Here is a 24,683-nt window from a genome sequence, read left to right on the forward strand (position 1 = left end):
GGTCAGCCCACGAGATCCGGGGCCCGCAGCATGGCGGACGGGATGCCCCACGCGTCGACGAGGTCGACCGCGAGGGGACGCACCTTGCGGCAGAGGTCGTTCACCTCGCGGCTGATCGCCTTGGACCGCTGGATGGTCAACCGCCCGTGCTCCATGAACCAGGCCCGGTCCGCCTCGATCGTCGACAGGGCGAACAGGTCGCACAGGAGGGCGAGCGCCGCCTTCTCGCCCCCTTCGGGCAACGCGCGCACCTTGTCGACGAATGCCTCCGTCACCAGCCGCTCGACGTGCGCGCGCGCGAGCGCGATGACGTGGTCCTGCACCCGCGAGAAGACGGCGCCCGGATCGCGCTTCTCGTCGATCCCGCGTTTGATCCGCCGGGCCAGGCCGGCGAGCATGTGCTCCTCGCGGAAACGGACCATGGCGAGCTGGTACTCCGAGTCGAGCAGGCCGGCCTCCCGGTCCCACTCGTCACCGCCGGGCAGCAGGTCGCGTACCCGTTCGAGCAGTTTGTGGGCCGAGGTCCGCTCGATGACGGTCTCGACGGCGAGGTTGGTGACGTACCGGACCATGCCGAGCTGGTCGAGGTCCTCGAACTCGCTCGCGTGATCGGTGAGCAGTCCCTTGGCCACGAGTTGCAGCAGGACGTGATTGTCGCCCTCGAAGGTGGTGAAGACATCGCTGTCGCTCTTGAGGGCGGCGAACCGGTTGACGGCGAGATAGCCGGCGCCGCCGCACGCCTCACGGCACTCCTGGACGACGCGGGTGGCGTGCCAGGTGCCGAGCGCCTTGATGCCCGCGGCCTGCGATTCGAGCCGGCGCCGCGCCTGCGCGTCGTCCTCGATGCCGGAGAAGACCTCGTGCAGCTGTGTGCGCACACCGTCCTGCGCGACGTGCAAGGCGTACGTCCGGGCGATGAGCGGCAGCAGCCGGCGCTGGTGCAGACCGTAGTCGAGGAGCACCTGCTCCCCGGTGTCCGAGGCCGCCTGGAACTGCCTGCGCCGCACGGCGTACTTCGTGGCGATCGTCAGGGCGACCTTGGCGACGCTGATCCCGGCGCCCGCGACGCTGACCCGGCCCTGCACCAGGGTGCCGAGCATGGTGAAGAAACGCCGGTTGGGGTTCTCGATCGCACTCTCGTAGACGCCCTCGGGGGTGACCTCGGCGAACCTGTTCAGGAGCGCCTCGCGCGGCACCCGCACCCCGTCGAACCAGATCCGGCCGTTGTCCACGCCGTTGAGCCCCATCTTGCGGCCGTCGTCCTCGATCCGGACGCCGGGTGCCGTCCGGCCGTCGACCCGCAGGGGGACCACGAAGGCGTGCACGCCCCGGGACCGGCCGTCCACCTCCAACTGGGCGAAGACGACGCCGAGTTCCGCATGGCGGGCCGCGTTGCCGATGTAGTCCTTGCGCGCCTGGTCGTCGGGGGTGGTGATGACGAATTCCCCGCTCGCCGCGTCGTACCTCGCGACGGTGCCGAGTGCCTGCACGTTGGAGCCGTGCCCGGTCTCGGTCATCGCGAAGCAGCCCATGAGCTCCCCGGTGATCAGGTCCGGGAGGTAGGCGTCGTGGTGGCGTTCGGTGCCCAGGTGCAGGATCGCACCGCCGAAGAGCCCGAACTGCACGCCGACCTTCACCAGGACCGAAAGGTCGCCGAAGGCCAGCGTCTCGAACGCGGCGATCGAGGCACCGACGTCGCCGCCCCCGCCGTACTCGGTGGGGAAGCCCATGCCGGTCTGGCCCGTCGCGGCCATCTTGACGACGATCTCGCGCACCCGCTCGCGAAACGCGTCGATGCCGAGCTCATCGGCCTCTTCGAGGACGGAGGAGTACGTCGCCAGGTTGGTACGGACAAGGTCGCGGATCCCGGCGTACTCGCCGTCGAGCACCTCGGTCAGCGCAGAGACGTCGATCTCGGGTTGCACGTAACCGGTCGCGGTGGTGGAAGCGTTCTCGGTGGCCATGCCGCTCCGCTACCCCGCCGCGAGACGATCAACCGGGCACGAACGCGGAAGACCCGTGTGCGGCGCACCGTTTCACGCGAGGCCTGTCGGTCGCGGCGGACGGCACATGGCAAAGGCAAGGAGATGTCTCTCCTTGCCTCTCCCAAGGTATAGCGCACCGGGGGGCTTGCGGCAAGCCCCCGGTCACGGCGCAGAATCGTCCGTCGAGGCCACAACCTGCGGAAATGAGGGCACGACATGCGGGTGATCTCGACAGGGCCACAGGCGCCGGCGACTCGGCCGGCCATCACGGTGCAACAGGACACGAACGCCTCGGAGGCATGGCAGTGATCGAGCAGTACGTGTGTGATCTCCAGGAGACCGACGAGACGCGGGTCGCGGTCGTCGGCGGCAAGGGCGCGCACCTGGGCGGGCTGTCGCGGATCGAAGGCATTCGCGTACCGGGTGGCTTCTGCGTGACGACGGACGCCTTCCGGCGGATCATGGCGGAAGCGCTGTCGATCGACGATCGGCTCGATGAACTGTCGCGCCTGAACCCGGACGACCGGGAGGCGGTCCGCGCGCTGAGCTCGCGGATTCGCCGAACCATCGAAGGGATCGCGATCCCTGACGACATCGCGAAGGCGATCACCCGCGAGCTCGCCCGGCTCGGCGAGCATGCCGCCTACGCCGTCCGTTCCAGCGCGACGGCGGAGGACCTGCCGACGGCCTCCTTCGCGGGCCAGCAGGACACCTACCTGAACGTCGTGGGCGAGACGGAGATCCTGCGGCACATCAGCCGGTGTTGGGCCTCGCTGTTCACCGAGCGGGCCGTGACCTATCGCCGGCGCAACGGCATCGACGACGGTGCGGTGCACATGGCCGTGGTCGTGCAGCGGATGGTCTTTCCACACGCGGCCGGCGTCCTGTTCACGGCCGACCCCGTCACGGGCAACCGGAAGGTCGCCACCGTGGACGCCGGCTTCGGCCTCGGCGAGGCCCTGGTCTCCGGCCTGGTGAATCCGGACGTCTTCACGGTGCGGGACGGCGAAGTCGTCGCCAGGACGATCGCCGCCAAACAGCGTGCCGTTCACGCCCTCCCGGCCGGCGGTACGCGGGAAGTGGCGATCGACCCGCGGCAGCAGGAGCAGCCGGCGCTGACGGACGCACAGGCCGTGCGGCTGGTGAAGCTCGGGCGGCGGATCGAATCGCACTTCGGCCGCCCGCAGGACATCGAATGGTGCCTGGTCGACGACGGCTTCCAGATCGTTCAGAGCCGGCCGATCACGACGCTGTTCCCCATCCCCGAGTCGGGCGACCAGGAGAATCACGTCTACGTCTCCGTCGGCCATCAGCAGATGATGACCGACCCCATGAAGCCCTTGGGGTTCTCCATGTGGCAGCTGACGGCCATGGTGCCGATGCACGAGGCGGGCGGGAGGCTGTTCGTCGACGTCACCCGGCGCCTGGCCTCGCCCGCGAGCCGCGCGGGCCTCCTGGACGTCCTGGGGAAGGGCGATCCACTCGTCAGGGACGCCCTGGAGACCGTCCTCGACCGCGACGACTTCGTCCCGTCGCTCCCGGACACGGACCCCGGCGCGCCGCCGACCGGCCGTGCGTCCGCCCCGAGCGTGAAGCCGCCCGCGAACCCGATCGCAACCGATCCGGCCATCGTCACCGAGCTGATCGAGCGCAGCCGGGTGTCCATCGCCGCCCTGGAACGCGACATCCGGACGAAGACCGGACCGGCGTTGTTCGACTTCCTGCTGGAGGCCTTCGAGGAGCACAAGCGAGTCCTCGGTGACCCGTTGAGCATGCAGGCGATCATGGCGGGCATGGAGGCCACGTGGTGGCTCAACGACACGTTGCAGGAGTGGCTGGGGGAGAAGAACGCGGCAGACACGCTGACGCTGTCCGCGCCCGACAACGTCACGTCGGAGATGGGACTGGCGCTGCTCGACGTGGCGGACGTGATCCGCCCGTATCCGGAGGTGGTGGCGTTCCTCCAGGGCGTCGAGGACGAGGGCTTCCTGGACGAGATGGCGAAGCTCGCGGGCGGGAGCGAAGCGCGCGAGGCCATCGAGAGCTACCTCGACCGGTACGGCATGCGCTGTGTCGCGGAGATCGACATCACGAGGCCGCGTTGGCACGAGCGTCCCTCGACGCTCGTGCCGGTGATCCTCGACAACGTCAGGAACTTCGAGCCGGGCGCCGCCGGGAGGCGCTTCGAGCAGGGCCGGGAGAAGGCGCTGAAGAAGGAACAGGACGTGTTGTCGCGCTTGCGGACGCTGCCGGACGGGGACCGGAAGGCCGACGAGACCAAGCGGATGATCGACCGTGTCCGAACCTTCATCGGGTACCGGGAGTACCCGAAGTACGGCATCATCAGCCGCTACTTCGTCTACAAGCAGGCCCTGATGGAGGAGGCCCGGCGCCTCGTGCGGGCGAACGTGCTCGCGGAGCAGGAGGACATCTTCCACCTCACGTTCCAGGAACTTCACGAGGTCGTGCGCTCGAACCAGGTGGACCGCCGGCTCATCGAGCAGCGCAAGGACGCGTTCCGGTCGTACCACGCGCTCACACCGCCCCGGGTCCTCACATCGGACGGAGAGGCCGTCACCGGGGCGTACCGGCGCGACGACGTTCCGGCCGGCGCCCTGACCGGTCTGCCGGTCTCGGTCGGGACCGTCGAGGGACGGGCCCGCGTCATCCTCGACATGGGGGAGGCCGATCTCGAACCGGGTGACATCCTGGTCACGACCTTCACGGACCCCAGTTGGTCCCCGCTGTTCGTCGGCATCGCGGGCCTGGTGACCGAAGTGGGCGGCCTGATGACCCACGGCGCGGTGATCGCCCGAGAGTACGGTCTGCCGGCCGTCGTGGGCGTGGAGCGGGCCACCCGGTTGATCCGCGACGGGCAGCGGATCCGCGTGCACGGAACCGACGGGTACATCGAGATCCTGCCCTGACCGACCCCGCCGACGAGCCCCATCCGTGGCCTCCGGGCGATCGACCCGGCCCGAGGTGCGGCGGGGGCTCCGCCGTGCCGCGCGGCGGAGCCGGCCTGACGATCAGGGCCCGGCCGGAGGGGTCTCCGCAGTCAGGCCCTCGACCAGGCCCTCGACCAGGGCCTTGATCTCGTCGCGGATCGGGCGTACCGCCTCGACACCCTGGCCTGCCGGGTCGTCGAGGTTCCAGTCGAGGTAGCGCTTGCCGGGGAAGACGGGGCAGGTGTCGCCGCAGCCCATGGTGATGACCACGTCGGAGGCTCGTACGGCGTCGACGGTCAGTACCTTCGGTGCCTGGGCGGAGATGTCGATGCCGACCTCCGCCATCGCGGCGACGGCCGCCGGGTTCACGCCGGCGGCGGGCGCGGAGCCGGCGGAGCGGACCTCGACCCGGTCTCCCGCGAGATGGGTGAGCCAGGCCGCGGCCATCTGCGAGCGGCCGGCGTTGTGGACGCACACGAACAGCACCGACGGCTTCGGGGCGGGGATGTCAGACACGGGCGGGTCCTCTCCGGGTGGCGGCCTGCTCGGCTGCTGTCGGGGCGTCGGTGGGGAAGAAGCGGCGGGCGGCGAGCGCGACGTGGACCAGCCCGATCAGGACCGGTACCTCGATCAGCGGGCCGACGACGCCGGCGAGGGCCTGGCCGGAGGTGGCGCCGAACGTGGCGATGGCGACCGCGATGGCGAGTTCGAAGTTGTTGCCCGCGGCGGTGAACGCCAGTGTCGTCGCTCTCGGGTGGTTCAGGCCGACGGCGCGGCCCAGGGCCATCGACCCGACCCACATCAGCGCGAAGTACACCAGCAGCGGCAGCGCGATCCGGGCGACGTCCAGCGGCTTCGAGGTGACGGCCTCGCCCTGTAGGGCGAACAGCACCACGATGGTGAACAGCAGCCCGTACAGGGCGAACGGCCCGATCCTGGGCATCAGTTCGCTCTCGTACCAGGTGCGGCCCTTGGCCCTCTCGCCCAGCCGGCGGGTGAGGAATCCCGCCGCCAGCGGGATGCCGAGGAAGATCAGTACGGAGCGGGCGATCTCCCACACGGACACGTCCAAGGCTGTCTGCTCCAGGTGGAGCAGGCTGGGCAGGACGGACAGGTAGAACCAGCCGAGCAGGCTGAACGCGAGCACCTGGAAGACGGAGTTGAGGGCGACGAGGACGGCAGCGGCCTCGCGGTCGCCGCAGGCGAGGTCGTTCCAGATGACGACCATGGCGATGCAGCGGGCGAGACCGACGATGATCAGGCCGGTGCGGTACTCGGGCAGATCAGGCAGGAAGGTCCATGCGAGGGCGAACATCAGCGCCGGGCCGACGACCCAGTTCAGCAGAAGCGAGGACATCAGCAGGCGCCGGTCGCGGGTGACGGTGTCGAGACGGTCGTAGCGGACCTTGGCCAGGACCGGGTACATCATCACCAGCAAGCCGAGTGCGATCGGCAGCGACACCCCGGTGACCGTCACCGCCGCGAGCGCGTCGCCCAGGCCGGGTACGGCTCGTCCGAGACCGAGGCCGGCGGCCATCGCGATCAGGATCCACACCGCCAGGTGCCGGTCGAGGAAGGACAGTCGGGCCGCGACCGGGCCGGCGGTGGGCTCCGCGGTCACGATGTGGCCGCCGCGATGGCGGTCCCGGCGTCGACCGGCCCGGTGGGACGGGTCAGGACGGCGGCGAGGCGGTCGGTGGTCTCGGGGACGAGCCGGTAGTGGACCCAGGTCCCGCGTCGCTCGGACTCGATCAGTCCGGCCTGCTTCAGCAGCTTCAGGTGGTGGGAGATCGTCGGCTGTGACAGCTCGAAGGCAGGGGTCAGGTCGCAGACGCAGATCTCCCCGCCGGCCCGCGAGGCGATCATCGACAGGAGCCGGATGCGGACCGGATCGCCGAGAGCCTTGAACATCTTCGCCAGCTCCACGGCCTGGCCCTCGCCCAGCGGCGCGGCCAGCAGGGTGGGGCAGCAACCGCCCTCGTCCTGACCGAGTACGGCCAGTTCTTGTTTCGACATGCCTCTATGTTGACGAACTTCGATCCAAGGCGCAAGCTTGCATCGATGAACGTCGATGCAAGCTGTTGAGGGAGAAAGTCATGACTGATCAGACAGCGGACCTGCGCGAGATCGTCCGCCGGCGGTACGCCGCCTCCGCACTCAAGGTCGTCGAGGGCGGCACCGGCTGCTGCGGCGCCGAACCGGTCGAGGTGAACGACAACTTCGGCGTCGCCCTCTACACGGCCGACGAACGGGACGCCCTTCCGGCCGAGGCCGCCGCCGCCTCCCTGGGATGCGGGAACCCCACCGCCGTGGCCGATCTCCACGAAGGCGAACGCGTTCTCGACCTCGGCTCCGGCGGCGGCATCGACGTCCTGCTGTCCGCCCGCCGCGTCGGCCCGACCGGAAAGGCGTACGGCCTGGACATGACCGAGGAGATGCTCGCCCTCGCCCTGGCGAACCAGAAGAGAGCCGGCGCCACGAACGTCGAGTTCCTCAAGGGCACCATCGAGGCCATCCCGCTGCCCGCGGGCACGATCGACGTCGTCATCTCCAACTGCGTGATCAACCTGTCCACCGACAAACCGGCCGTCTTCGCCGAGATGTTCCGCGTCCTGACCCCCGGCGGCCGGATCGGCATCTCCGACGTCGTCGCCGACGACGAACTCGCCCCGGCCCAGCGGGCGGAGCGCGGTGACCACGTCGGCTGCATCGCCGGCGCGCTCTCGTTCGCCGAGTACCGCGACGGCCTGGCGGCGGCCGGTTTCACCGACATCGAGCTCACCGCGACCCACGCCGTCGCCGACGGCATGCACTCCGCCATCGTCCGGGCCGTCAAGGAGGGCTCAGTGCCGCGCCCGCGGTGACACCATGACGACGGCCCGGCGCTTTCGCGTGTGCCCGTCATCGGCACCTGCCGTGTCGCGTCGCGACCGCACGGAGAGGCGCGCCTTGAGCCCGGTCCCTCGTCGTCGGGCAGGGTCCTCGTGTATCGCGGGCGTATCGAGAACCGGATACGCCACCGCAACGGCCTGCCGCCTCTCATGGGGACATGAGTCACGACGCATTCCTGCCGGCGCCGCCCCGTCGCACGCGCGGAGTCCTGCTCCTCGGACTGACGGCCTTCGGCGTGGCGGGCGCCCTGTTCGCCGTGCGGCGACCACTCATGATGGCCGCTCCGATGTGCATGGCGGGGCGGTGGCACGGCTGCTTCGACACGTTCAACGGTGTGGTGCTCATGACGTTGGTCGCGCTGCCGTTGGCCGCGTTGGCGGTATGGGCACGGGCGCGCTGTCGGCGGGCCGCCGGCGGGACCTCGGCGTGGCGGCTGTCGCTGGCCGAGGTGGGCATGGTCCACGGGACCGTGCCGTTCCTGTGGATGACCATGATGCCGGGTGCCGGGGCCGGCGCCGTCCCCGCACGGGTGAGCCTGGTACCGCTGCGGGACCTGATCACGATGGGGCCCCTCGGGATCGCCGGCAACCTGCTGGTCCTCGCCGCGCTGGGGTTCTTCGCCCCGATGCGGTTCGCGGCGCTCGCGTCCGTACCGCGGATCCTGGCGCTCGGGGCGGGCTGCTCGGTCCTGGTCGAAACCGCGCAGTACCTCCTGCGGCTGGACCGGGTGTCCTCCGTGGACGACGTACTGGTCAACGCCGCCGGGGCCGTACTGGCCGCGCTGGCGTCGCGCCGCTGGTGGCTTACCAGGGCAGAGGCACCGGTGGGCCGGCCTCGCCCCACGCCCACACCCACGCCCACGCCCACGTCGGCAGGATGAGTCGCGTGTCGGGTGCGGACCCGTCTTCGGATACGTCGGCGATACGTCGTCCTGCATAGGCTTCGGACATGCGCGTACTGATCGTGGAGGACGAGCCCTACCTGGCCGAGGCGGTCCGTGACGGTCTGCGACTGGAGGCGATTGCCGCAGACATCGCCGGCGACGGCGACTCGGCCCTGGAACTGCTCGGCGTCAACTCCTACGACCTCGCGGTCCTCGACCGCGACATCCCCGGCCCCTCCGGCGACGAGGTCGCCCGACGCATCGTCGCCTCCGGCAGCGGCATCCCGATCCTGATGCTCACCGCGGCCGACCGGATCGACGACAAGGCATCCGGGTTCGGACTCGGCGCCGACGACTACCTCACCAAACCGTTCGAGCTGCGGGAGCTCGTCCTGCGCCTGAGGGCGCTCGACCGCAGACGCGGGTACGCCCGGCCCCCGGTCCGGGAGATCGAGGGCCTGCGGCTCGACCCCTTTCGCCGGGAGGTCTTCCGCGACGGACGCTACGTCGCGCTCACCCGCAAGCAGTTCGCCGTACTGGAGGTCCTCGTCGCCGCCGAGGGCGGGGTCGTCAGCGCCGAGGAACTGCTGGAACGGGCCTGGGACGAGAACGCCGACCCCCTCACCAACGCCGTGCGCATCACCGTGTCCGCACTGCGCAAACGGCTCGGTCAACCATGGATCATCGCCACGGTGCCCGGTGTCGGCTACCGAATCGACACCCCCAGGGACACCGACGGCACCACCGACCCCGGATAGTGCGCATGCACGGAAGCCCAGGGCTCAGCGCCCGACTGAAACTGACCCTCAGCTACGCCGGATTCCTCCTCCTCACCAGCGCTCTCCTGCTGGCCGTGGTGTGGGTGTTCCTGCTGCGCCACGTGCCCGACAACTCCAAGGGCCTTCTCGGGATCTCGCCCAACCGCTACCTCCTCCTGCACACGTTCGTCCCCGCCGCGGCCTCGGCCCTGGCCTGCCTGCTCGTGTTCGGCCTGCTGGGGGGATGGCTCCTCGCCGGCCGAATGCTCGCACCACTCACACGGATCACGGACGCGGCACGGATGGCGGGGAACGGTTCGCTGTCCCACCGGATCCGCATGAAGGGCCGCCAGGACGAATTCCGTGAGCTCTCCGACGCGTTCGACTCGATGCTCGAACAAATCGAATGCCACGTCGCCGAGCAGCAGAGGTTCGCCGCGAACGCCTCCCACGAACTGCGCACCCCGCTGGCCATCTCGCGGGCGCTCCTCGACGTCGCCCGCAAGGACCCCACGCGGGACCGGGTCGAACTCATCGAACGCCTGCACGCCGTCAATACGCGGGCGATCGACCTCACCGAGGCCCTCCTGCTGCTCAGCCGTGGCGACCGCGGAAACCTCATCCCCGAGAGCGTCGACCTCTCCCTCATCGCCGAGGAAGCCGCCGAAACGCTGCTTCCCCTGGCCGAACAGCGCCGGATCACGCTCAACGTCACCGGAGGGGCGGCCCACACCACCGGCTCCGCGGAGCTGCTGCTGCGGATGGTGACGAACCTCGTCCAGAACGCCATCGTCCACAACATTCCCACCGGCGGCACCGTGACCGTCCACACCGAGGAGCACGACGACACGAGTGTGCTGCGCGTGGAGAACACCGGCCGTCGACTCCCGGCGGACCTGGTACCGACCCTCACCGAACCCTTCCAGCGAGGAGCGGAGCGCGTGCGTACGGACGAGTACGCCGGCGTCGGCCTGGGCCTGGCCATCGTGCACAGCATCGTCCGCGCCCACGAGGGGACCCTCGACCTCACACCGCGTCCCGCCGGAGGTCTCCTCGTCACGGTCCGGGTTCCCGCCGCCTCGCAGGCGTCTTCGCCTCGTTGACCGGACCGGGGGAGTGCCGCTCTGATCTCGACGGCGACGGCGACGGCGACGACGGCGACGGTCATCGTTACCGGCCGCCACATCTCGCCACATCCCGCCGGCTCTCGCCGCATGAGCCGGTCGCGGGGCGCATGGAACGGCCGGCGGCGGACACACGTAACTCAACTGGCCCGGGTGCAGGAGAAGTCGGGCCGCCCGTACCTACGCGCACCGAGGAGCGAGACGTCATGCCGCTGACATTCCGCAAGAGTTTCAGGATCCTGCCCGGCGTCCGGCTCAACATCAACCGCAAGTCCTGGTCGATCACCACCGGCGGCGGCAAACACGGTCCCCGCCACACCCACAGCAGCACCGGACGTCGTACCACCTCCGTGGACCTGCCCGGCCCCTTCGGCTGGCGCAAGACCAGCCGCGGCTGATCCACGGGGTGCGCGCCCCGCCCACGACCCCCCGGCCGGACAGGCCGGGGGGTCGTTCTGCCGTACGGGCTGCCGCAGGGGCTGTCGTGCGGGTCCGGGCGCGGACGCGACCCGTCACGCTCCGGCTCGTCCTGAAGGCGCGCCGAAGCGAGATGGGCCAGGTCAGTGGCGGTGCATGGTGTGGAGGGCCTCGACCAGGACCTTCGGGTCGTGCCGACCCTTGTAGACGGGCGGAGGCTGCTTGTCGAGCTTGAGGAGGGTGGCCACGGCGGTCCAGGCGGTGCGCACGGAGTACTCGACGGTGAAGACGACGTCGTCGGGAAGTCGGCGATGAAGGAGTCGAACACCTTCGGGTTCCCCAGTCCCCGCCGCTTGGCTCCCCGGCGTCCCCCGGTACCTCGCCTCGTGCCTGAACGCGGTTCAAGGCCGTCGGCCGAGCGACCCGGGCTCTGCGGCCCGCATCTGTCGACGTGACCGGGCGGGGACGGCGCGTCGTGTGATCGATTGGTAACAGTGACGAGCGGCGTGCAACGAGCGGGTCGGCGGGTCTGTCTGGTTGGTCGGCGAGGCGCACCGGGTCATGGGAGCTCCACGGAGGGAAGCCCATGACCAGGACGAAGGAGACAAGGAAGCGCCGAGCCTGACGAACCCGAGATGAAGGAATGACTCTCTTGACCACTCGCTTACGACGAGACACCCGCCGCCCGCGGATGATACTGGCGCTGATGGCTGCCCTGTTCGGGATCATCAGTGTCACCGCGCTGACCACGACCCCCGCGGCAGCGGCCGACCAGCGTCAGGCGATCTACGCCATCGCGCACCGGGTCAACACCCTGGACGGCGTGGACACCGCGCTCAAGCACGGCGCCAACGGCATCGAGATCGATGTCTGTGCCTGGTGGAACCCGAACGAATGGCGGGCCTACCACGACTGTTCCTCGGCCGGTGACAACCGGCGGGGCCCCAGCGTCGACAGCATGATCGACCGGATCCTCTCCAACGCCAATGCCGGACGCCGGCTGTCGCTGGTCTGGCTGGACATCAAGGACCCGAACTACTGCGGCGAGGAACCGAACCGCGGATGCAGCGTCGCCGGCCTGCGTGACAAGGCGCAGAGGCTGACGGCCGCCGGGATCCAAGTGCTCTACGGCTTCTACGAGTACCACGGCGGCAGCACCCCGGACGTCGGCGGCAGGGGCTGGAAGAGCCTGGAAGGCAGGCTCGGCAGCCTCGAGGGCATCACATCCACCGGTACCCGCGACCAGGTCGTCGGCGCCTTCAACCGCTCCGGTTCCGGATTCCCGGCAGGTCGCCGGGTCATGGACTACGGCGACTCCGACATCACCAAGGGGTTCGGCAACTGCACCGAAGCCACCTGGAACACGTGCGCGGAGCTGAAGAAGGGCGCCGGGGACCGTGCCGCCGGACGACTGGCCGCCACGATGTCCTGGACGACCACCTACAACGACCCTTGGTACATCGACAAACTGCTGGGTGACGCCCGTGTGGACGGCATCATCGCCGGCTACGGCGCCTTCACCGGGGTACGCGAGTACGACGACAGCTGGCAGTGCGCGAACTCCATCAACCTCATCCGCGACTGGGTGAACCGCCACGGTTCCACCCACCGCATGGCCAACAGCGCGGATCGTCTCTTCAGGTAGCGGACGACCGGGGCCGCGGCCGGTAACCGCCCCTAGGCCCATGGACCCGTGCACCCCATGGAGCCCTTGAGACGGTCGGCCGGGAGCCCGGCCGACCGTCTTCGCGGCGGCGAGGCGCCGGCATGTGCACCACCCCTGCGCCCAGGGAAGCGCACACGGTCGGTCGGGCCCTCCCGCTCGGATGTCCGGTCACGCCACCAGGCGCAGCCAGGCCTTCGCGAGCGCGGCGTGACCGGCCGGCGTCGGATGTACGCCGTCCGCGGCCCAATACTCCGGCCCGGTCGTCACGGCAAGCTCGGTGAACAGGCCGTCGGCATCGAGGAGTTGCGCGCCGTACTTGGCGGCGAGCCTGCGCACGGCCTGGATCTTCGGGTCCAGGTCGATGCGCCACTGCCTCCGTTCCTCCTCTCCGATGACCGCGGCGCCGGCCTCGACGAGGCCGTGGATCGGCAGGAGGAACGGCTCGATGAGAATCAGCCGCGTGCCCACCTCGGCGAGGGGCGCGAGCAGCCGGTCGTAACCGGCTTCGAACTCCTCCACGGGGATCACGTACCCCTCGGGATCCAGCGTGTGCCACCCCATGTCGTTGACGCCGACGAGGATCGACACCACGTCCGGGCGCGCGTCGAGTACGTCCTTCTCCCAGCGGGCTTCCAGGTCCATCACCTTGTCGCCGCCTATACCGGTGTTCATCCAGGTCACCGGCCGGTCGGGGTGGCGCAGGCCCCATTCGCCCGCGACGCGCAGCGGGTAGCCGAACCCGAGACCGTCTTCGCTCTCCCTCCGTTGGCAGTCGGTGATCGAATCGCCGGTGAACATCACGATGTCTCCCGGTCGGACAGTGATCGTCATGTGTGCTCCTTGGACTTGGACGTGGACTTGAACTCGGATGAGGCTCGCGGAGGCGGAGGTTCAGAGCCGGGCGGTGCCCGGCAGGACCATTCGAAAGGTGTCAGCCCCGACCGACACCGGACCGACAACTCCCGACAGGCCACCTACACCGGCCTGACGCGGCGTCGCCCATCTCCCGTACAGCGCAGACGCCGGGCTCGGCGATCTCGCCGCCGCCAACCCGGCCTCACCTCCGCGCGCCCGCCTTGTCCATGGGCGCCGATCCCGTCGAACTGGCACCGTGATCACTCCACCCGTGCGAGAGGCGAGGAAGATGATCGAGAACGTGATGCCGAACGAGACGACCATCCCGTTGATGCCGTGCGTGTCGGTGTCGGAAACCCTGGACTTCTACCGATGCCTCGGGTTCGAGGTCGTCCACGAGCAGACCCGGCCGTACGTCTACCTGGCCCTCTCCCACCGGGGCTTCCAGCTTCATTTCGGCAACGCCCCCGCGCACCTGGATCCGGTGCGGGAAGACGGTGGCGGCTGCCTGGTGATGGTCGACGAAGTCGCCCCCTACCACGCCGCTTTCACCGCCGCCATGCGTGCGACGCACGGCAAGGTCCTGGCCTCCGGACGCCCGCGGATCACTCGCTACCGGGCGGGAGCGAGCCGGTTCACACTGATCGACCCCTCGGGCAACTCCATCATCTTCATCCAGCGCGACGAGCCCACCACATTGGAGTACGGCGGATCGAAGTCCCTCCGAGGCCTGGCCCGGGCCGTGGACAACGCCCGCATCCTCATCGAGTTCAAGAACGACGACCACCTCGCCCACCGCGTCCTGACCACGGGCCTGGCCCGCCACGGCGAGAACGCCGACCCCCTCGACACGGCCAAGGCCCTCGCGATGCTGATCGAAACAGCCACCATCCTCGATCGCCCCGAGGAGACCGCCCCTTGGCGTGACCTGCTCGCCCGGATTCCCCTCGACGCCGAGCAGCGTGGCCAGGTCGAAGCCGTGTTGCGCAACGCCGCGCATGTCCCGCTCTCCGCTCGGCCACAAGCCGCAGAGGAGGAGGCCGTCTCCTGACGGTGCGGCTTTCCACACGGCCATGCCGAGGAGGAGGGGAGTGCCACGATGTCGGACCGGGACGGCTGGTCCGACCGGTACGACGTCAACCTGAGTGGGGCCGACTCCGGACTGGCGCCGGACGTTCCGGGGTGGGGTCGCACCTCACCCTTCCTGTTCGAGCACGTGGGAGCGGATGTCGTCGCGGACCGCGTCGGCGTCCCAGCGGGCGCTTCGCAGTAGCCGCTGCATGGTCCCAGGGCGGGCATGGCCGGCCTGCTCGGCCAGTCGCCGGCAGTTCTTCCGTTCGACGCCGGACAGTAGGGCGAGTACGAAGGCGCGAGCCGTGGTACGCGGTTCCACCCGCTTGAACCGGCTCGCGATCCGGGCCATGGCCTGGTCGAACATGGCATGCCAACGGGCGGCTTCCATGGTGGGGTCCGCGGTCACAGTACGATCTTCAGGAGTCCACACAGCCCTTGATGATCACGCGGTGTCCGCTCCAGATCTACCGGGTGTGACAGGCTGCTTCAGCCAGTGGGTTCCGGGCACAGGACGAGGCTCGGGATCGACCGCCGATGCGACATGCCGTCAGCGGCCCGCCCGGATGTTCAGCCAGTGGTTCCGACCTGAGGGCGGCGGGACGGACTTGGCCGACGGCGTTTCTCCCGCCCGGCGGCTGCCTGTCTGGGTCGGTGATCGAGTGCAGCAAGGGGTTGGGGCATGGGCGAGGGTCCACTCATCACGGCGGTGCGGAGCGGGGACGAGAACGCGGTCAGAGTGCTGCTGGAGGACGGGGCGGATCCCGACGCCGTCGACGAGCAGGGTACCCCCGCACTCTGCCTGGCCATCTCGGCATTCAACTCGACGATCGTCGGCCACCTGGTGCAGGACGGCGCGGATCCGGACCGCCAACTGCCCGACGGGACCACCCCCCGACTGCGGGCCGTCGACAGCGGTTCCATCGGTCTCGCCCACTGCCTGCTCGGTGAAGCGGCCCTGCTCAGTGAGGCCACCCGCGTGGAACTGCTGGCACGCGCCCGGCAGTGGCATGAGATGGGCCCGGTCGCCATGCTGCGGGAGCGGGCCGGCGCCTCGGACTCGGTCGAGCGGCTCCGGATCCGGGACAGGGAATGGTTCACCGAGTACCACGAGCTCCGGCTCGGCGGAATCACCGTCCGCGACGGCCACACAGGGATCCTCACTCTCCTCGAGAAGCACTTCGGACTCCACCCGGGCTTTGACGAGTTGGCCGCCCGCGCGTGCGCACTTGAGTGCCCCGACCGGGAGCACGCCGCCTGGTGGGAGATCACCAGCACCCTTGCCGAGAGGCAGAATGACGAGACCTGGGAGGCTGCGGCGGCACTGCGGGCCCACCCCGATCCCCTGCACCGCCGCTTCGGCGCGGAAGTCCTGATCTCCCTCAACTTCGGAGATCCCATGTCCGACGACCCGAGCCCGTTCGAACAGCGCACGCTGGAGTTCTTCCTCGACTGGGCGGAGGAGGAGGAACACCCGGACGTCCTGGCCGAGGCCCTGTCCGGCCTTGGCCATCATGAGGATCCGAGGATCGAGCCACTGGGGCTTTCCTTCCTCGCCCACTCCGCCCCGAAGGTACGTGCGGTGCTGCCCTCGACCCTGAGAATCGTGGACTCGGAGAGGTCCGGGCGGCAGACGTTCACCTCCGAGGGACTGAACGCCCTCCTCGCGCTGGCCCGGGACACCGACGCCTCCGTTCGCAAGGTCGCCGCCCACCGGCTCGCGCACAGCCTGAATCCGGAACCCGCCGTCGGGCACATTCTGGCCGGCCTGCTCGACGACGAGGACCAGCAGACCCGCATCTGGGCCGTCCATGGGCTGGCCGAGCGGGACGATCCGCGCTGCGTCGACGGCAGCGGCCGGGTGGGGCCCGTCGACGAGTACGAGGCCTGGTCCTGGATCCTCGGCGCGCCCGCACGGTACGAGCAGCGCCAGAAGGAACAGTGCGCGCCGGCCAGGGCCGAGTAGCGAATGCCTACGTCTCACCGCATGCCCGCAGAGGTGACCCTCGGAGACGAGACCGCCCCCGACGCGATACGCGATGCGGCCAACCGCATGGTCGCGAAGCTGACCGGCCCCCCGCCCAACGACGACGCACCCGGTCACATCCGGCCCAGCGCAAGATCACCAAGTCGCACTGGAATATCAGTCGCGGGTGACGGTGAAGCCGGTGTCGTTCAGTGCGGCGGTCCACACATCGCGGTCGAACCACTTGGCGATGTCAGGCTTCAGCGTCGAGATGCCGTCCATCCTCGCCTGCCAGTCGGTACCGGCCTGCCCCCGCTTGTCCCGGCATCCGGTACAGCCGTCCTCGCCGTGGATGTGGCCGGCCATCCACGCGTTGACGGCGACGCTGAGGACGACCAGGTAGAGGTCCCCGCCGTTCTCCTCCAAGGCGGTGGGGACACCCGCGAGGATGAGTGCGAGTTCCGGGTTGTCGATCGGCGGCGTCGGCGGCTGCCCGATCTCCCACTCGGGAGTCCTGTCCTCTTCTGTCCGTCCCCGCCGTTCGGTGGCGCGGTCCAGGTGGCGGTCGAGGCCGAAGGGCTTCCGGCCGGGCCGGGTCTGGATCCCGAGCCGTTCGGCCATGAGACGCATGCTGTCTCTGACGGTGCCGGCGATCGTGCCGCGGCGGAACGCAAGGCCTCGGCGGGTCAGTTCGGAGAGTGTCACGGCGACCGCGTCCTTGAACGCCTTCGTGTTCCTCATGGACGACATACTCCCGGATTCCCCAAGGACTCTGACCCGTTTCGCACCTGTTCGCTCAGCCTTGTGCGTGCGCCGTCATGGTGCGTCCGTGGTCCGCTGTCGGCTCCCACCTGTGCGTTCCGGATGCCGGGCGGCACCTCAAGAACCGTTCCTGCCCGGGTCATCTCACCGTGACCCGGGCCAGGTCGTGGTGGGCCGCACGGCCGGTGGCACCGATTCGCGCGAGGTCACGCTTGATGTTCCGCGCCGGGTGCGGTCAATGCCTCCCCCGCGCCGTGGTTTGGATGACAAGCGCGGCACCGGAGGCCTCTGGCGTATCGGCAACCTCAGAAGTGGTTCGAACCATCGCCGAACCGAGAATTTACCCATCGACATTTCGAGTCAGTTTCGAGCGATCACCCCTGACTGGGTTCATCGTTGAACGTCTTTGGTGAGCACAGATCAGGGTGCTGATCGCGGCCGTGTCGAGATTTCGGATCATGCCCCTTCGCCGGTTGGAGTTGTGGCGGAATCGAACTCCTCCTCACGGCCCGATGAGAGGGGGCCTGTACGGGGGCAGTCCCGCGCTATAGCGTTCGCCGTTGTCACGCACCAGCTCGCACCCAACCCGCCACTCGATCGAAATGAGGTGCCGGCCGATGGAGAAGTCGAAAACGGCGCTCATTCGCATCGAACGCACAAAGGGCCTGTTGGGGGAGCCGGAGTCAGGGTATCGCCGTGATCTTCCCGAATCGATGTCACCAGGCTCTCCGTGAAGAATCACAACGAACAATCAGGTCTGTCTTTCTCGCGAACATAGGCGGCCATTTCATCGAACAGGCGGTGCATTAACGCCCCGTCAACGCCCGTGCGCCGCCATTCACGCCGGACCACGCCATCCATCGTCGCAATACCCCTGTGCGCTCGCCGAACCAAGTGACGTTCATCGGGGGGAGGTTGTACGTTTCTTACCGAAGGCATATTCCAACCAGCGGTTCTCACCGTTGAGAGGGACACGCATGACGAGCCACGCAACCGAAGTCGACCTCGAAAGTCTGCTACGCCAGGCGCTACTGATCACGGATAACGGCAAGCGTTGGACAGCCGACGCGGACGATATGTGGTGCCGCCTCACACACCACCGAGGCATACGACGCCGGCAGGGCTGGAAACTGCACGTGTCCGCCACCGCCGCCTCCGCACCGGAAGTCCTCGTGAAGTCCCTGGACGTGTTGCTGCGCGAGGAGGCGGCATTCAAATTCGTCCGGTCACTCGACCAGGTGAGCGCGCTCAACTCCCGTGCCACGCCGCGAGGGAGTTCGGGCAAGTTCATCACCATCTACCCGCCCTCCGACGAGGACGCGGCCCGAATGGCACTTGAGCTGCACAAGGCCACGGCGGGACTGGCCGGCCCCCGGATCCTGTCCGACCAGCCGTACGCTCCACACAGCCTGGTGCACTACCGCTACGGCGCTTTCGTCGGCCGGCGGCGACTGTCGGAGCAGGGTCTGCTGGTGTGGTTCATCGAGGACCCCGACGGCAACCCCGTGGAGGACAGGCGCACCGGTCAGTATTCCCCACCCTCCTGGGCGGTCAGCCCCTTCCCGGCCTCGGTACCGCTGCCACCTCAGCAGGAGAAGGCGGCGAGCAACCCGGTGGTGCTCGGCGGCCGATTCTCGGTACGGGAGGCGATCCGGCACACCAACAAGGGCGGCGTCTACCGGGGAACCGACGTCACCACCGGCGCACCCGTGGTGATCAAGGAAGCCCGGCCACACGTCGAGGGCGACTCGTCCGGCTCCGACGTACGCGACTGGCTGAGGGCCGAGGCCAGGACGCTGGAGAAGCTCAAGGGCACGGGACTCGCACCGGAACCGCTCGCGATGTTCGAAACGGCCGGGCACCTCTTCCTCGCCCAGGAGGAAGTGCCGGGCGTACCCCTGCGCACCTGGGTCGCCGAGCGCTTCCGCGACGTCGGGAGCGAACGCTACCGAGCGGACGCACTCGCGCAGGTTCGACGCCTGGTGGACCTCGTCGCGGCGGCCCACGCCCACGGCTGCGTACTGAGGGACTTCACGCCCGGCAACGTCATGGTGCGCCCGGACGGCGAACTGCGCCTCATCGACCTGGAGCTCGCCGCCCTGGAGGGCGACGTCACGCTCCCCACCCAAGTGGGAACCCCCGGCTTCAGCGCCCCCGAGCGTCTGCACGACGCTCCCGTCTCCCCGACCGCCGACTACTACGGCCTCGGCGCCACCGTGTGCTTCGTGCTCGGCGGGAAGGTGCCGAACCTGCTGCCCGAGGAGCCGGCCACGAGACCCGCGGAGCAGCGGTTCGCCGAGTGGCTGACCGCCTGCGCCGGAACACTGCGCATGCCGGACGGCCTGCCGGAGATGATCCTCGGGCTGATGAAGGACGATCCCGGCGAGCGCTGGGACCCTGCCAGGGCGAGTGAGGCACTCCGCGAGATGGACCCGACGCGGCGGCCCGCGCACCCCGCCACCGGACCGGTACGGACGGACGAACCACACGCCGCGACGCGGGTCGCGGTAAGCGGGATGGTGAACCACCTCATCGATTCGATGACCCCGGGCGACGATCGACGGCTGTGGCCCGTGTCCACCCTGGCCGGGGAGACCGATCCCTGCACCGTGCAGCAAGGCGCGGCGGGTGCGCTGGCGGTCCTGACGCGGTACTTCGAGCTCACCGGCGACCCGCGACTGCCCGAGCTGATCGCCACCGCCGGCCACTGGATCGCCGCCCGTACCGACACCCGCTCCATACGCCCGGGCCTGCACTTCGGAGGACGCGGCATCGCCTGGGCGCTGTACGACGCCGGACGTGCCATCGACGACCGCGCGCTCACGGACCACGCGTTGGCCCTGGCGTTGGCCCCGCTGGAGTCGACGCCCAGTCACGACATCACCCACGGCTCCGCGGGCAGCGGACTCGCCGCCGCCCACCTGTGGAACCGTACCGGTGACCCACGCCTGGCCGAGCTGGTCGTCGACGCGGCCGACCGGCTGGCCGCCGCCGCGCAACCCGAGCCGTCCGGCGTGAGCTGGCCGGTTCCCGCGGAGGCGGTTTCCACGGAGGCCGGCAAACGTTATCTCGGCTTCGCCCACGGAACGTCCGGCATTGGCTGCTTCCTCCTCACCGCCGCGGCCATCACCGACCGCTCCGAGCACATGGAACTGGCCGTGGCGGCGGGAGAACACCTGGTGGCCAACGCCGTGATGGTCGGCCAGGCGGCCCAGTGGCCGGCCCAGGCCACGGACGTGCCCACGGCGCCGTACTGGTGCCACGGTTCGGCGGGCATCGGTTCCTTCCTGGTCCGACTCTGGCAGCGGACCGGGGACAAACGGTTCGGCGACCTCGCCCGCGGCGCCACACACGCCGTCATGGAACGCGCCTCTCGCGCCGCTCTGGCCCAGTGCCACGGGCTGGCGGGGAACGGAGACTTCCTCCTCGACATGGCCGAGGCCACCGGGGATCCCGCCTACCGCGCGATGGCCGACGACCTGGCCCGTCTCCTCGTCTCCGAACGGGCCCACCGCGAAAACCACGTCGTCTTCCCCAACGAGTACGGGGACGTCTCGACGAGTTGGAGCGACGGATCCGCAGGAATCCTGGCCTTCCTCCTGCGAACCCGCCACACAGACCCCCGGCACTGGATGATCCGGCAGCCGGGCTGAGCGACAGGGACCCCTGTCGCCACCGCACAGAGAAGGAGAATGTCATGGAGAACCAGGACCTCAGCCTGCTTGCCCACCTGCACGCCCTTCCGGAGACCGACCCGGTCGGCGTCGACGGCGCGCCGTTCGCCGCGACCTGCGAGTGCGTCGGCCTGCTGACGCTTCTCAACACCATCTGTATCGGCATCAGCTGCGCCTAGCCGAGAACCTCCGTCCGGTGGCCGCCCGCGGGCAGCCACCGGACGGAGCCAAGGCCGCTGTGGCCGGCAGGCCCGCCGGAGACACCCCCGTGGACGAGGACCCGACCATGCAGCCACCTGCCGGAGACGACGCTCGCACCCGGGCGAACCTCGTGACCACCGCCCCCACGCACCCGGACACCGCCGGGCCCACCGCCCCGCCGGCGTACGCCATCAGCACGCGCGGTCTGTTCAAGAGCTACGCGGGTCCGGACGGCACCACCACCCACGCCGTTCGCGGCCTGGACCTGGACGTGCTCCAAGGCGAGACCTACGCCTTCCTCGGCCCCAACGGCGCGGGCAAGTCCACCACCCTCGCGCTGTTGTGCGCCCTGGCCCGCCCCACCGCCGGACAGGCCACGGTGGCGGGCGTCGACGTACTCCGCCGACCGGAGCAGGTACGAAGACTCGTCGGGATGCTCTTCCAACACAGCGCCCTGGATCCGGACCTGACAGCCGAACAGAACCTGCACATCCACGCACGCCTCTACGGACTGCGCCGCCGCCACGCCCGCCTGCGCGCCGCCGAGACGCTGGAGATGGTCGGATTGACCGACCGGCGACGTGCCCTGGTCCGCACCCTGTCCGGAGGGATGCGCCGCCGCCTGGAACTCGCCCGCGGGCTGCTCCACTCACCCAGGGTCCTGTTCCTCGACGAGCCGACCACCGGACTCGACCCGCACGCCCGCGTCCAGGTGTGGGAACACCTGCGCGCACTGCGCGACCAGCACGGCAGCACGCTCTTCGTCACCACCCATTACCTGGAAGAGGCGGAGAACTGCGACCGCCTCGGCATCATCGACCACGGCCGACTCGTGACACAAGGCACGCCCCTCGCACTGAAGACCGCGATCGGAGACGACCGGGTGGTGCTGCGCACCAGCGACGACGCGGCGGCACGACAGGTCGTGGGCCGCACCGCCCCGTCGGGTCTCGCCGTCACCCTGGACGCCGAAGGGGTGACCCTGAGGGTCCCCGACGGCAGCGCCTGGATCCCCCGCCTGTGCGCGGCACTCGAAGCCCACGGCATCGCGGTGCACGCCGCGTCCGCGACCCCGCCGACACTCGACGACGTCTTCTTCCACCACACCGGCCGCAGCATCCACGCCCCCCGGCCGACACCGGCCACCCCGAGCGCAACCACGGCAGCAACCGAGGAGGCCCCATGACCGCACCCGCCCTCCCGGCCTCAGACGCCTCCCGCACCCCTGATGCCCCGGGCGCCTCCACCGACACCGGCCGGGAGTCGGGGGCCCCTCTGCGCCACGAACTGCGCGCGGTACACGCCCTGATCTACCGCGATCTGCTGCGCTTGTCCGCCCAACCCACCCACACCGCCCTGATGCTGCTCCAGCCGGTGCTCTACCTCTTCATCCTGGGAGGCGGTCTCGCCGCGCTGATCCCCAACTCCTCGCTGGGCGTGGGCTATCAGACCTACCTCTTCCCGGGCATGCTGATGATGACGGTACAGACGCCGGCCATCATGGTCGGCATCCGCCTGATCACCGACCGACAGAGCGGCTACCTGCGCGAACTCCTGATGGCCCCGGTCCGCCGGTCCACCCTGCTCCTCGGGAGCTGCGCGGGCGGCACCATCGTCTCCACGGTCCAGGGCGCCGTCCTGCTCGCCCTGGCCGGAACCGTCGGGCTGCCCTACGACCCGCTCCTCATGGCGCTGCTCCTCGCCGGCATGATCCTCACCTCCTTCACCATCACGGCCCTGTCCCTGGCCCTGGCCGTGACCCTCAACCGGCCCGAGATCTTCCACATGCTGCTCGGCCTGGTGATGATGCCGTTGCTCTTCCTCTCCGGCGGCTTCTTCCCGATCGAGAACCTGCCGGGCTGGGCCCACACGCTGGCCGCCGTCAACCCGCTCGCCTACGGGGTGGACCTGCTCCGCCGCTGCATCGCGCTGCGGGTACCCGACCAGGCGGCCGCCGCGGGCATCGAGTGGTCGAACTGGCAACCTCCCCTGCTCCTGGAGGGCGCCATCCTGCTGACCGGCGGAGTCCTGGCCCTGCTCTGGGCCGCCCACCGCTTCAGCCGCCCCGAATGACACGCGGACGGGGCACCGAAGCGAGTCCAGGTCCACCTCGCGCCCGCGCGCCGGCCCCGCACCCGGAGCGGGAACGCCGACGAGGGTGGGTCTCCAGGCCGGAGCCGCCCCCGTTCTCAGCCCGAGAGGGCTTTGTCCCAGCCGCGGTTGACGACGCGTCGAGCATTCTCCGTCTGCGCCTCCGTCGGGAACGTCGGTGTGCCCTCGACCGTCGGCAGTTTCTCCGCGGCCGCCTTGTCGAGGGTGCCGTTCTTCCGCATCGCGTCCATGAGGACGGGGCGCGCATAGGCGCCGAGCCGGAGGTTCTGGCCTTCCGGGCTGAAGAGGTACTCCTGCCACAGACGTGCCGCCGCGGGGTGCGGGGCGTCCTTGTTGACCCCGTTCGCGTAGTACTGGGCGAAGCTGCCGTCGAAGGGGATGGCGGTCCGCCAGTCGACATCCGCGCCCTTCCTCCGGAATTCGTCCGCATATCCGAGATTGAGGAAGTCCCAGTCGATGCTGATCGGGGTCTGGCCCTTGGCGATCGTGGCCACCGAGGATTCGACCGGGATGAAGTTGCCGTTCTTGCGGAGCTCGGCGAAGAAGTCGATACCGGGTTGGATGTTGTCGAAGGAACCCCCGTTCGCCAGGGCCGCCGCGTACACCCCGGCGAAGGCGGAGCCGGATTTGGTGGGGTCGCCGTTGAGTGCGACCTTTCCCTTGTACTCGGGCTTGCGCAGATCGGCGAATGTCGAAGGGCAGGTCTTGACGCGCTTGGCGTCACAGCCGATCGAGATGTAGCCGCCGTAGTTGTTGTACCAGCGGGCTCGCGGGTCCTTCTGCTCCTCGGGGATCTCGTCGTAGTCGGCGACCTCGTACGGGGCGAGCAGACCCTGCCGGGCCGCGGACTGCGCGAACGAGCCCCCCACGTCGATCACGTCGGGGGCGAGGCCCGCGCCCCTGTGCTCCTTCAGGGCGTTGATCTCGTCCTGGCTGGTCCCCTCCGGATTCTCCACGGCGACCTTGATCCCGTACTTCTTCTCGAAGCCTTCGATCAGCGCGCCGTAGTTGGCCCAGTCGCTCGGCAGCGCGATCGTGTTGAGCGAGCCCTCCTTCTTCGCCGCCGCGATCAGTGCCGCCATCCCGCCGGTGTCCGCGGCCGAGGTGGCCACCGCGGGCGCTCGGGGTGTGGCGGGGGGCTTGTCTCCACAGGCGCCGAGGGGCGCTGCCGCGAGGGCCAGGCAGGCGGCGACGGAGACTGTCCGGAGACGGGATGCGGGCACAAAGGCTCCATAACGGGCGATCGTCCACTGATCGAGGCCAGCGTACGTTCGGCGGCCCCGCCGCGCAGTCCCAGAGGGTGGTGTCCGCCGCCGTCCTCGTGCCCGCCGTCCTCGTGCCTGCGGTCCTCGTGTCTGCCGTCCTCGTG

Annotated in this window: 22 protein-coding genes; 13 read left to right on the plus strand and 9 right to left on the minus strand. The window is 69.5% G+C overall.

All coding sequences use genetic code 11. The annotated features are described in order from the left end of the window. Positions 1 to 2: 2 nt before the first annotated feature. The gene (locus tag OHA84_RS34205) at positions 3 to 1,964 is read right to left on the minus strand and encodes an acyl-CoA dehydrogenase (RefSeq protein WP_266967907.1); all 1,962 of its coding nucleotides are present in this window, start codon (positions 1,962 to 1,964) and stop codon (positions 3 to 5) included. A gap of 326 nt (positions 1,965 to 2,290) precedes the next feature. On the opposite strand from OHA84_RS34205, the gene rph reads away from it, so the two are divergent. After that, positions 2,291 to 4,912 (plus strand): rifamycin-inactivating phosphotransferase, encoded by a 2,622-nt coding sequence (gene rph, locus OHA84_RS34210; RefSeq protein ID WP_266973829.1) that lies wholly within the window; start codon positions 2,291 to 2,293, stop codon positions 4,910 to 4,912. 102 nt (positions 4,913 to 5,014) lie between these two features. Here the strand turns inward: rph and OHA84_RS34215 are convergent, their stop codons facing one another. The 3 genes from OHA84_RS34215 to OHA84_RS34225 are packed head-to-tail and all read right to left on the minus strand — an operon-like array spanning position 5,015 to position 6,949. Next, positions 5,015 to 5,440: an arsenate reductase ArsC gene (locus OHA84_RS34215; RefSeq protein ID WP_371591616.1), complete on the minus strand. Its 426-nt coding sequence runs from the start codon at positions 5,438 to 5,440 to the stop codon at positions 5,015 to 5,017. Between the two features lies 1 nt (position 5,441). Further along, positions 5,442 to 6,554, minus strand: a complete 1,113-nt coding sequence (arsB, locus tag OHA84_RS34220; protein WP_266967905.1) for an ACR3 family arsenite efflux transporter — start codon at positions 6,552 to 6,554, stop codon at positions 5,442 to 5,444. Continuing rightward, complete coding sequence (locus OHA84_RS34225; RefSeq protein ID WP_266967903.1) at positions 6,551 to 6,949, minus strand: helix-turn-helix transcriptional regulator; 399 nt, start codon at positions 6,947 to 6,949, stop codon at positions 6,551 to 6,553. Before OHA84_RS34225 ends, arsB begins: the two co-directional genes overlap by 4 nt. Positions 6,950 to 7,029: 80 nt before the next feature. Between OHA84_RS34225 and arsM the strand changes: the two genes are divergently transcribed. The 5 genes from arsM (at position 7,030) to OHA84_RS34250 (ending at position 10,988) form a co-directional block, all read left to right on the plus strand. Continuing rightward, positions 7,030 to 7,797, plus strand: coding sequence for an arsenite methyltransferase (gene arsM, locus OHA84_RS34230; protein WP_266967901.1), 768 nt, complete (start codon positions 7,030 to 7,032; stop codon positions 7,795 to 7,797). A gap of 185 nt (positions 7,798 to 7,982) precedes the next feature. Beyond that, on the plus strand, positions 7,983 to 8,705 hold the full coding sequence (locus OHA84_RS34235) for a VanZ family protein (protein ID WP_266967899.1): 723 nt from the start codon (positions 7,983 to 7,985) through the stop codon (positions 8,703 to 8,705). A gap of 68 nt (positions 8,706 to 8,773) precedes the next feature. After that, positions 8,774 to 9,466 (plus strand): response regulator transcription factor, encoded by a 693-nt coding sequence (locus tag OHA84_RS34240; protein ID WP_266967897.1) that lies wholly within the window; start codon positions 8,774 to 8,776, stop codon positions 9,464 to 9,466. Between the two features lie 5 nt (positions 9,467 to 9,471). Continuing rightward, entirely contained in the window at positions 9,472 to 10,569 is a 1,098-nt protein-coding gene (locus OHA84_RS34245; RefSeq protein WP_266967895.1) for a HAMP domain-containing sensor histidine kinase, read from the plus strand. Positions 10,570 to 10,796: 227 nt separating this feature from the next. After that, entirely contained in the window at positions 10,797 to 10,988 is a 192-nt protein-coding gene (locus OHA84_RS34250; RefSeq protein ID WP_266967893.1) for a DUF4236 domain-containing protein, read from the plus strand. A 162-nt stretch (positions 10,989 to 11,150) separates the two neighbouring features. On the opposite strand, the gene OHA84_RS34255 is transcribed toward OHA84_RS34250, so the two are convergent. After that, positions 11,151 to 11,276 carry a hypothetical protein gene (locus OHA84_RS34255; RefSeq protein ID WP_266967891.1) on the minus strand — a complete coding sequence of 42 codons (126 nt, stop codon included), beginning with the start codon at positions 11,274 to 11,276 and terminating at the stop codon, positions 11,151 to 11,153. 437 nt (positions 11,277 to 11,713) lie between these two features. Between OHA84_RS34255 and OHA84_RS34260 the strand changes: the two genes are divergently transcribed. Then, complete coding sequence (locus OHA84_RS34260) at positions 11,714 to 12,652, plus strand: phospholipase (protein WP_266967889.1); 939 nt, start codon at positions 11,714 to 11,716, stop codon at positions 12,650 to 12,652. A gap of 189 nt (positions 12,653 to 12,841) precedes the next feature. Here the strand turns inward: OHA84_RS34260 and OHA84_RS34265 are convergent, their stop codons facing one another. Next, positions 12,842 to 13,504 carry an SGNH/GDSL hydrolase family protein gene (locus tag OHA84_RS34265; RefSeq protein ID WP_266967887.1) on the minus strand — a complete coding sequence of 221 codons (663 nt, stop codon included), beginning with the start codon at positions 13,502 to 13,504 and terminating at the stop codon, positions 12,842 to 12,844. A gap of 313 nt (positions 13,505 to 13,817) precedes the next feature. Between OHA84_RS34265 and OHA84_RS34270 the strand changes: the two genes are divergently transcribed. Next, a complete protein-coding gene (locus OHA84_RS34270; protein WP_266967885.1) occupies positions 13,818 to 14,579 on the plus strand; it encodes a glyoxalase in 762 nt (253 codons plus the stop codon). A 144-nt stretch (positions 14,580 to 14,723) separates the two neighbouring features. Here the strand turns inward: OHA84_RS34270 and OHA84_RS34275 are convergent, their stop codons facing one another. Further along, positions 14,724 to 15,008, minus strand: a complete 285-nt coding sequence (locus OHA84_RS34275; RefSeq protein WP_266967884.1) for a hypothetical protein — start codon at positions 15,006 to 15,008, stop codon at positions 14,724 to 14,726. Between the two features lie 273 nt (positions 15,009 to 15,281). On the opposite strand from OHA84_RS34275, the gene OHA84_RS34280 reads away from it, so the two are divergent. Further along, positions 15,282 to 16,565, plus strand: a complete 1,284-nt coding sequence (locus tag OHA84_RS34280) for an ankyrin repeat domain-containing protein (RefSeq protein WP_266967882.1) — start codon at positions 15,282 to 15,284, stop codon at positions 16,563 to 16,565. Between the two features lie 177 nt (positions 16,566 to 16,742). Here the strand turns inward: OHA84_RS34280 and OHA84_RS34285 are convergent, their stop codons facing one another. Next, positions 16,743 to 17,306 carry a hypothetical protein gene (locus tag OHA84_RS34285; protein ID WP_266967880.1) on the minus strand — a complete coding sequence of 188 codons (564 nt, stop codon included), beginning with the start codon at positions 17,304 to 17,306 and terminating at the stop codon, positions 16,743 to 16,745. A 998-nt stretch (positions 17,307 to 18,304) separates the two neighbouring features. Here OHA84_RS34285 and lanL point away from each other — a divergent pair. The 4 genes from lanL (at position 18,305) to OHA84_RS34305 (ending at position 23,275) form a co-directional block, all read left to right on the plus strand. Then, positions 18,305 to 20,980 carry a class IV lanthionine synthetase LanL gene (lanL, locus tag OHA84_RS34290; RefSeq protein ID WP_266967878.1) on the plus strand — a complete coding sequence of 892 codons (2,676 nt, stop codon included), beginning with the start codon at positions 18,305 to 18,307 and terminating at the stop codon, positions 20,978 to 20,980. Between the two features lie 44 nt (positions 20,981 to 21,024). Beyond that, positions 21,025 to 21,180: a VenA family class IV lanthipeptide gene (locus OHA84_RS34295; RefSeq protein ID WP_266967876.1), complete on the plus strand. Its 156-nt coding sequence runs from the start codon at positions 21,025 to 21,027 to the stop codon at positions 21,178 to 21,180. 107 nt (positions 21,181 to 21,287) lie between these two features. Next, a complete protein-coding gene (locus tag OHA84_RS34300; protein WP_266967874.1) occupies positions 21,288 to 22,388 on the plus strand; it encodes an ATP-binding cassette domain-containing protein in 1,101 nt (366 codons plus the stop codon). Next, complete coding sequence (locus tag OHA84_RS34305) at positions 22,385 to 23,275, plus strand: ABC transporter permease (protein ID WP_371591534.1); 891 nt, start codon at positions 22,385 to 22,387, stop codon at positions 23,273 to 23,275. Before OHA84_RS34300 ends, OHA84_RS34305 begins: the two co-directional genes overlap by 4 nt. Before the next feature lie 116 nt (positions 23,276 to 23,391). Here the strand turns inward: OHA84_RS34305 and OHA84_RS34310 are convergent, their stop codons facing one another. Beyond that, a complete protein-coding gene (locus OHA84_RS34310; protein WP_266967872.1) occupies positions 23,392 to 24,537 on the minus strand; it encodes an ABC transporter substrate-binding protein in 1,146 nt (381 codons plus the stop codon). Positions 24,538 to 24,683: the final 146 nt, after the last annotated feature.

Source organism: Streptomyces sp. NBC_00513, from assembly GCF_041431415.1.
Classification (GTDB): domain Bacteria; phylum Actinomycetota; class Actinomycetes; order Streptomycetales; family Streptomycetaceae; genus Streptomyces.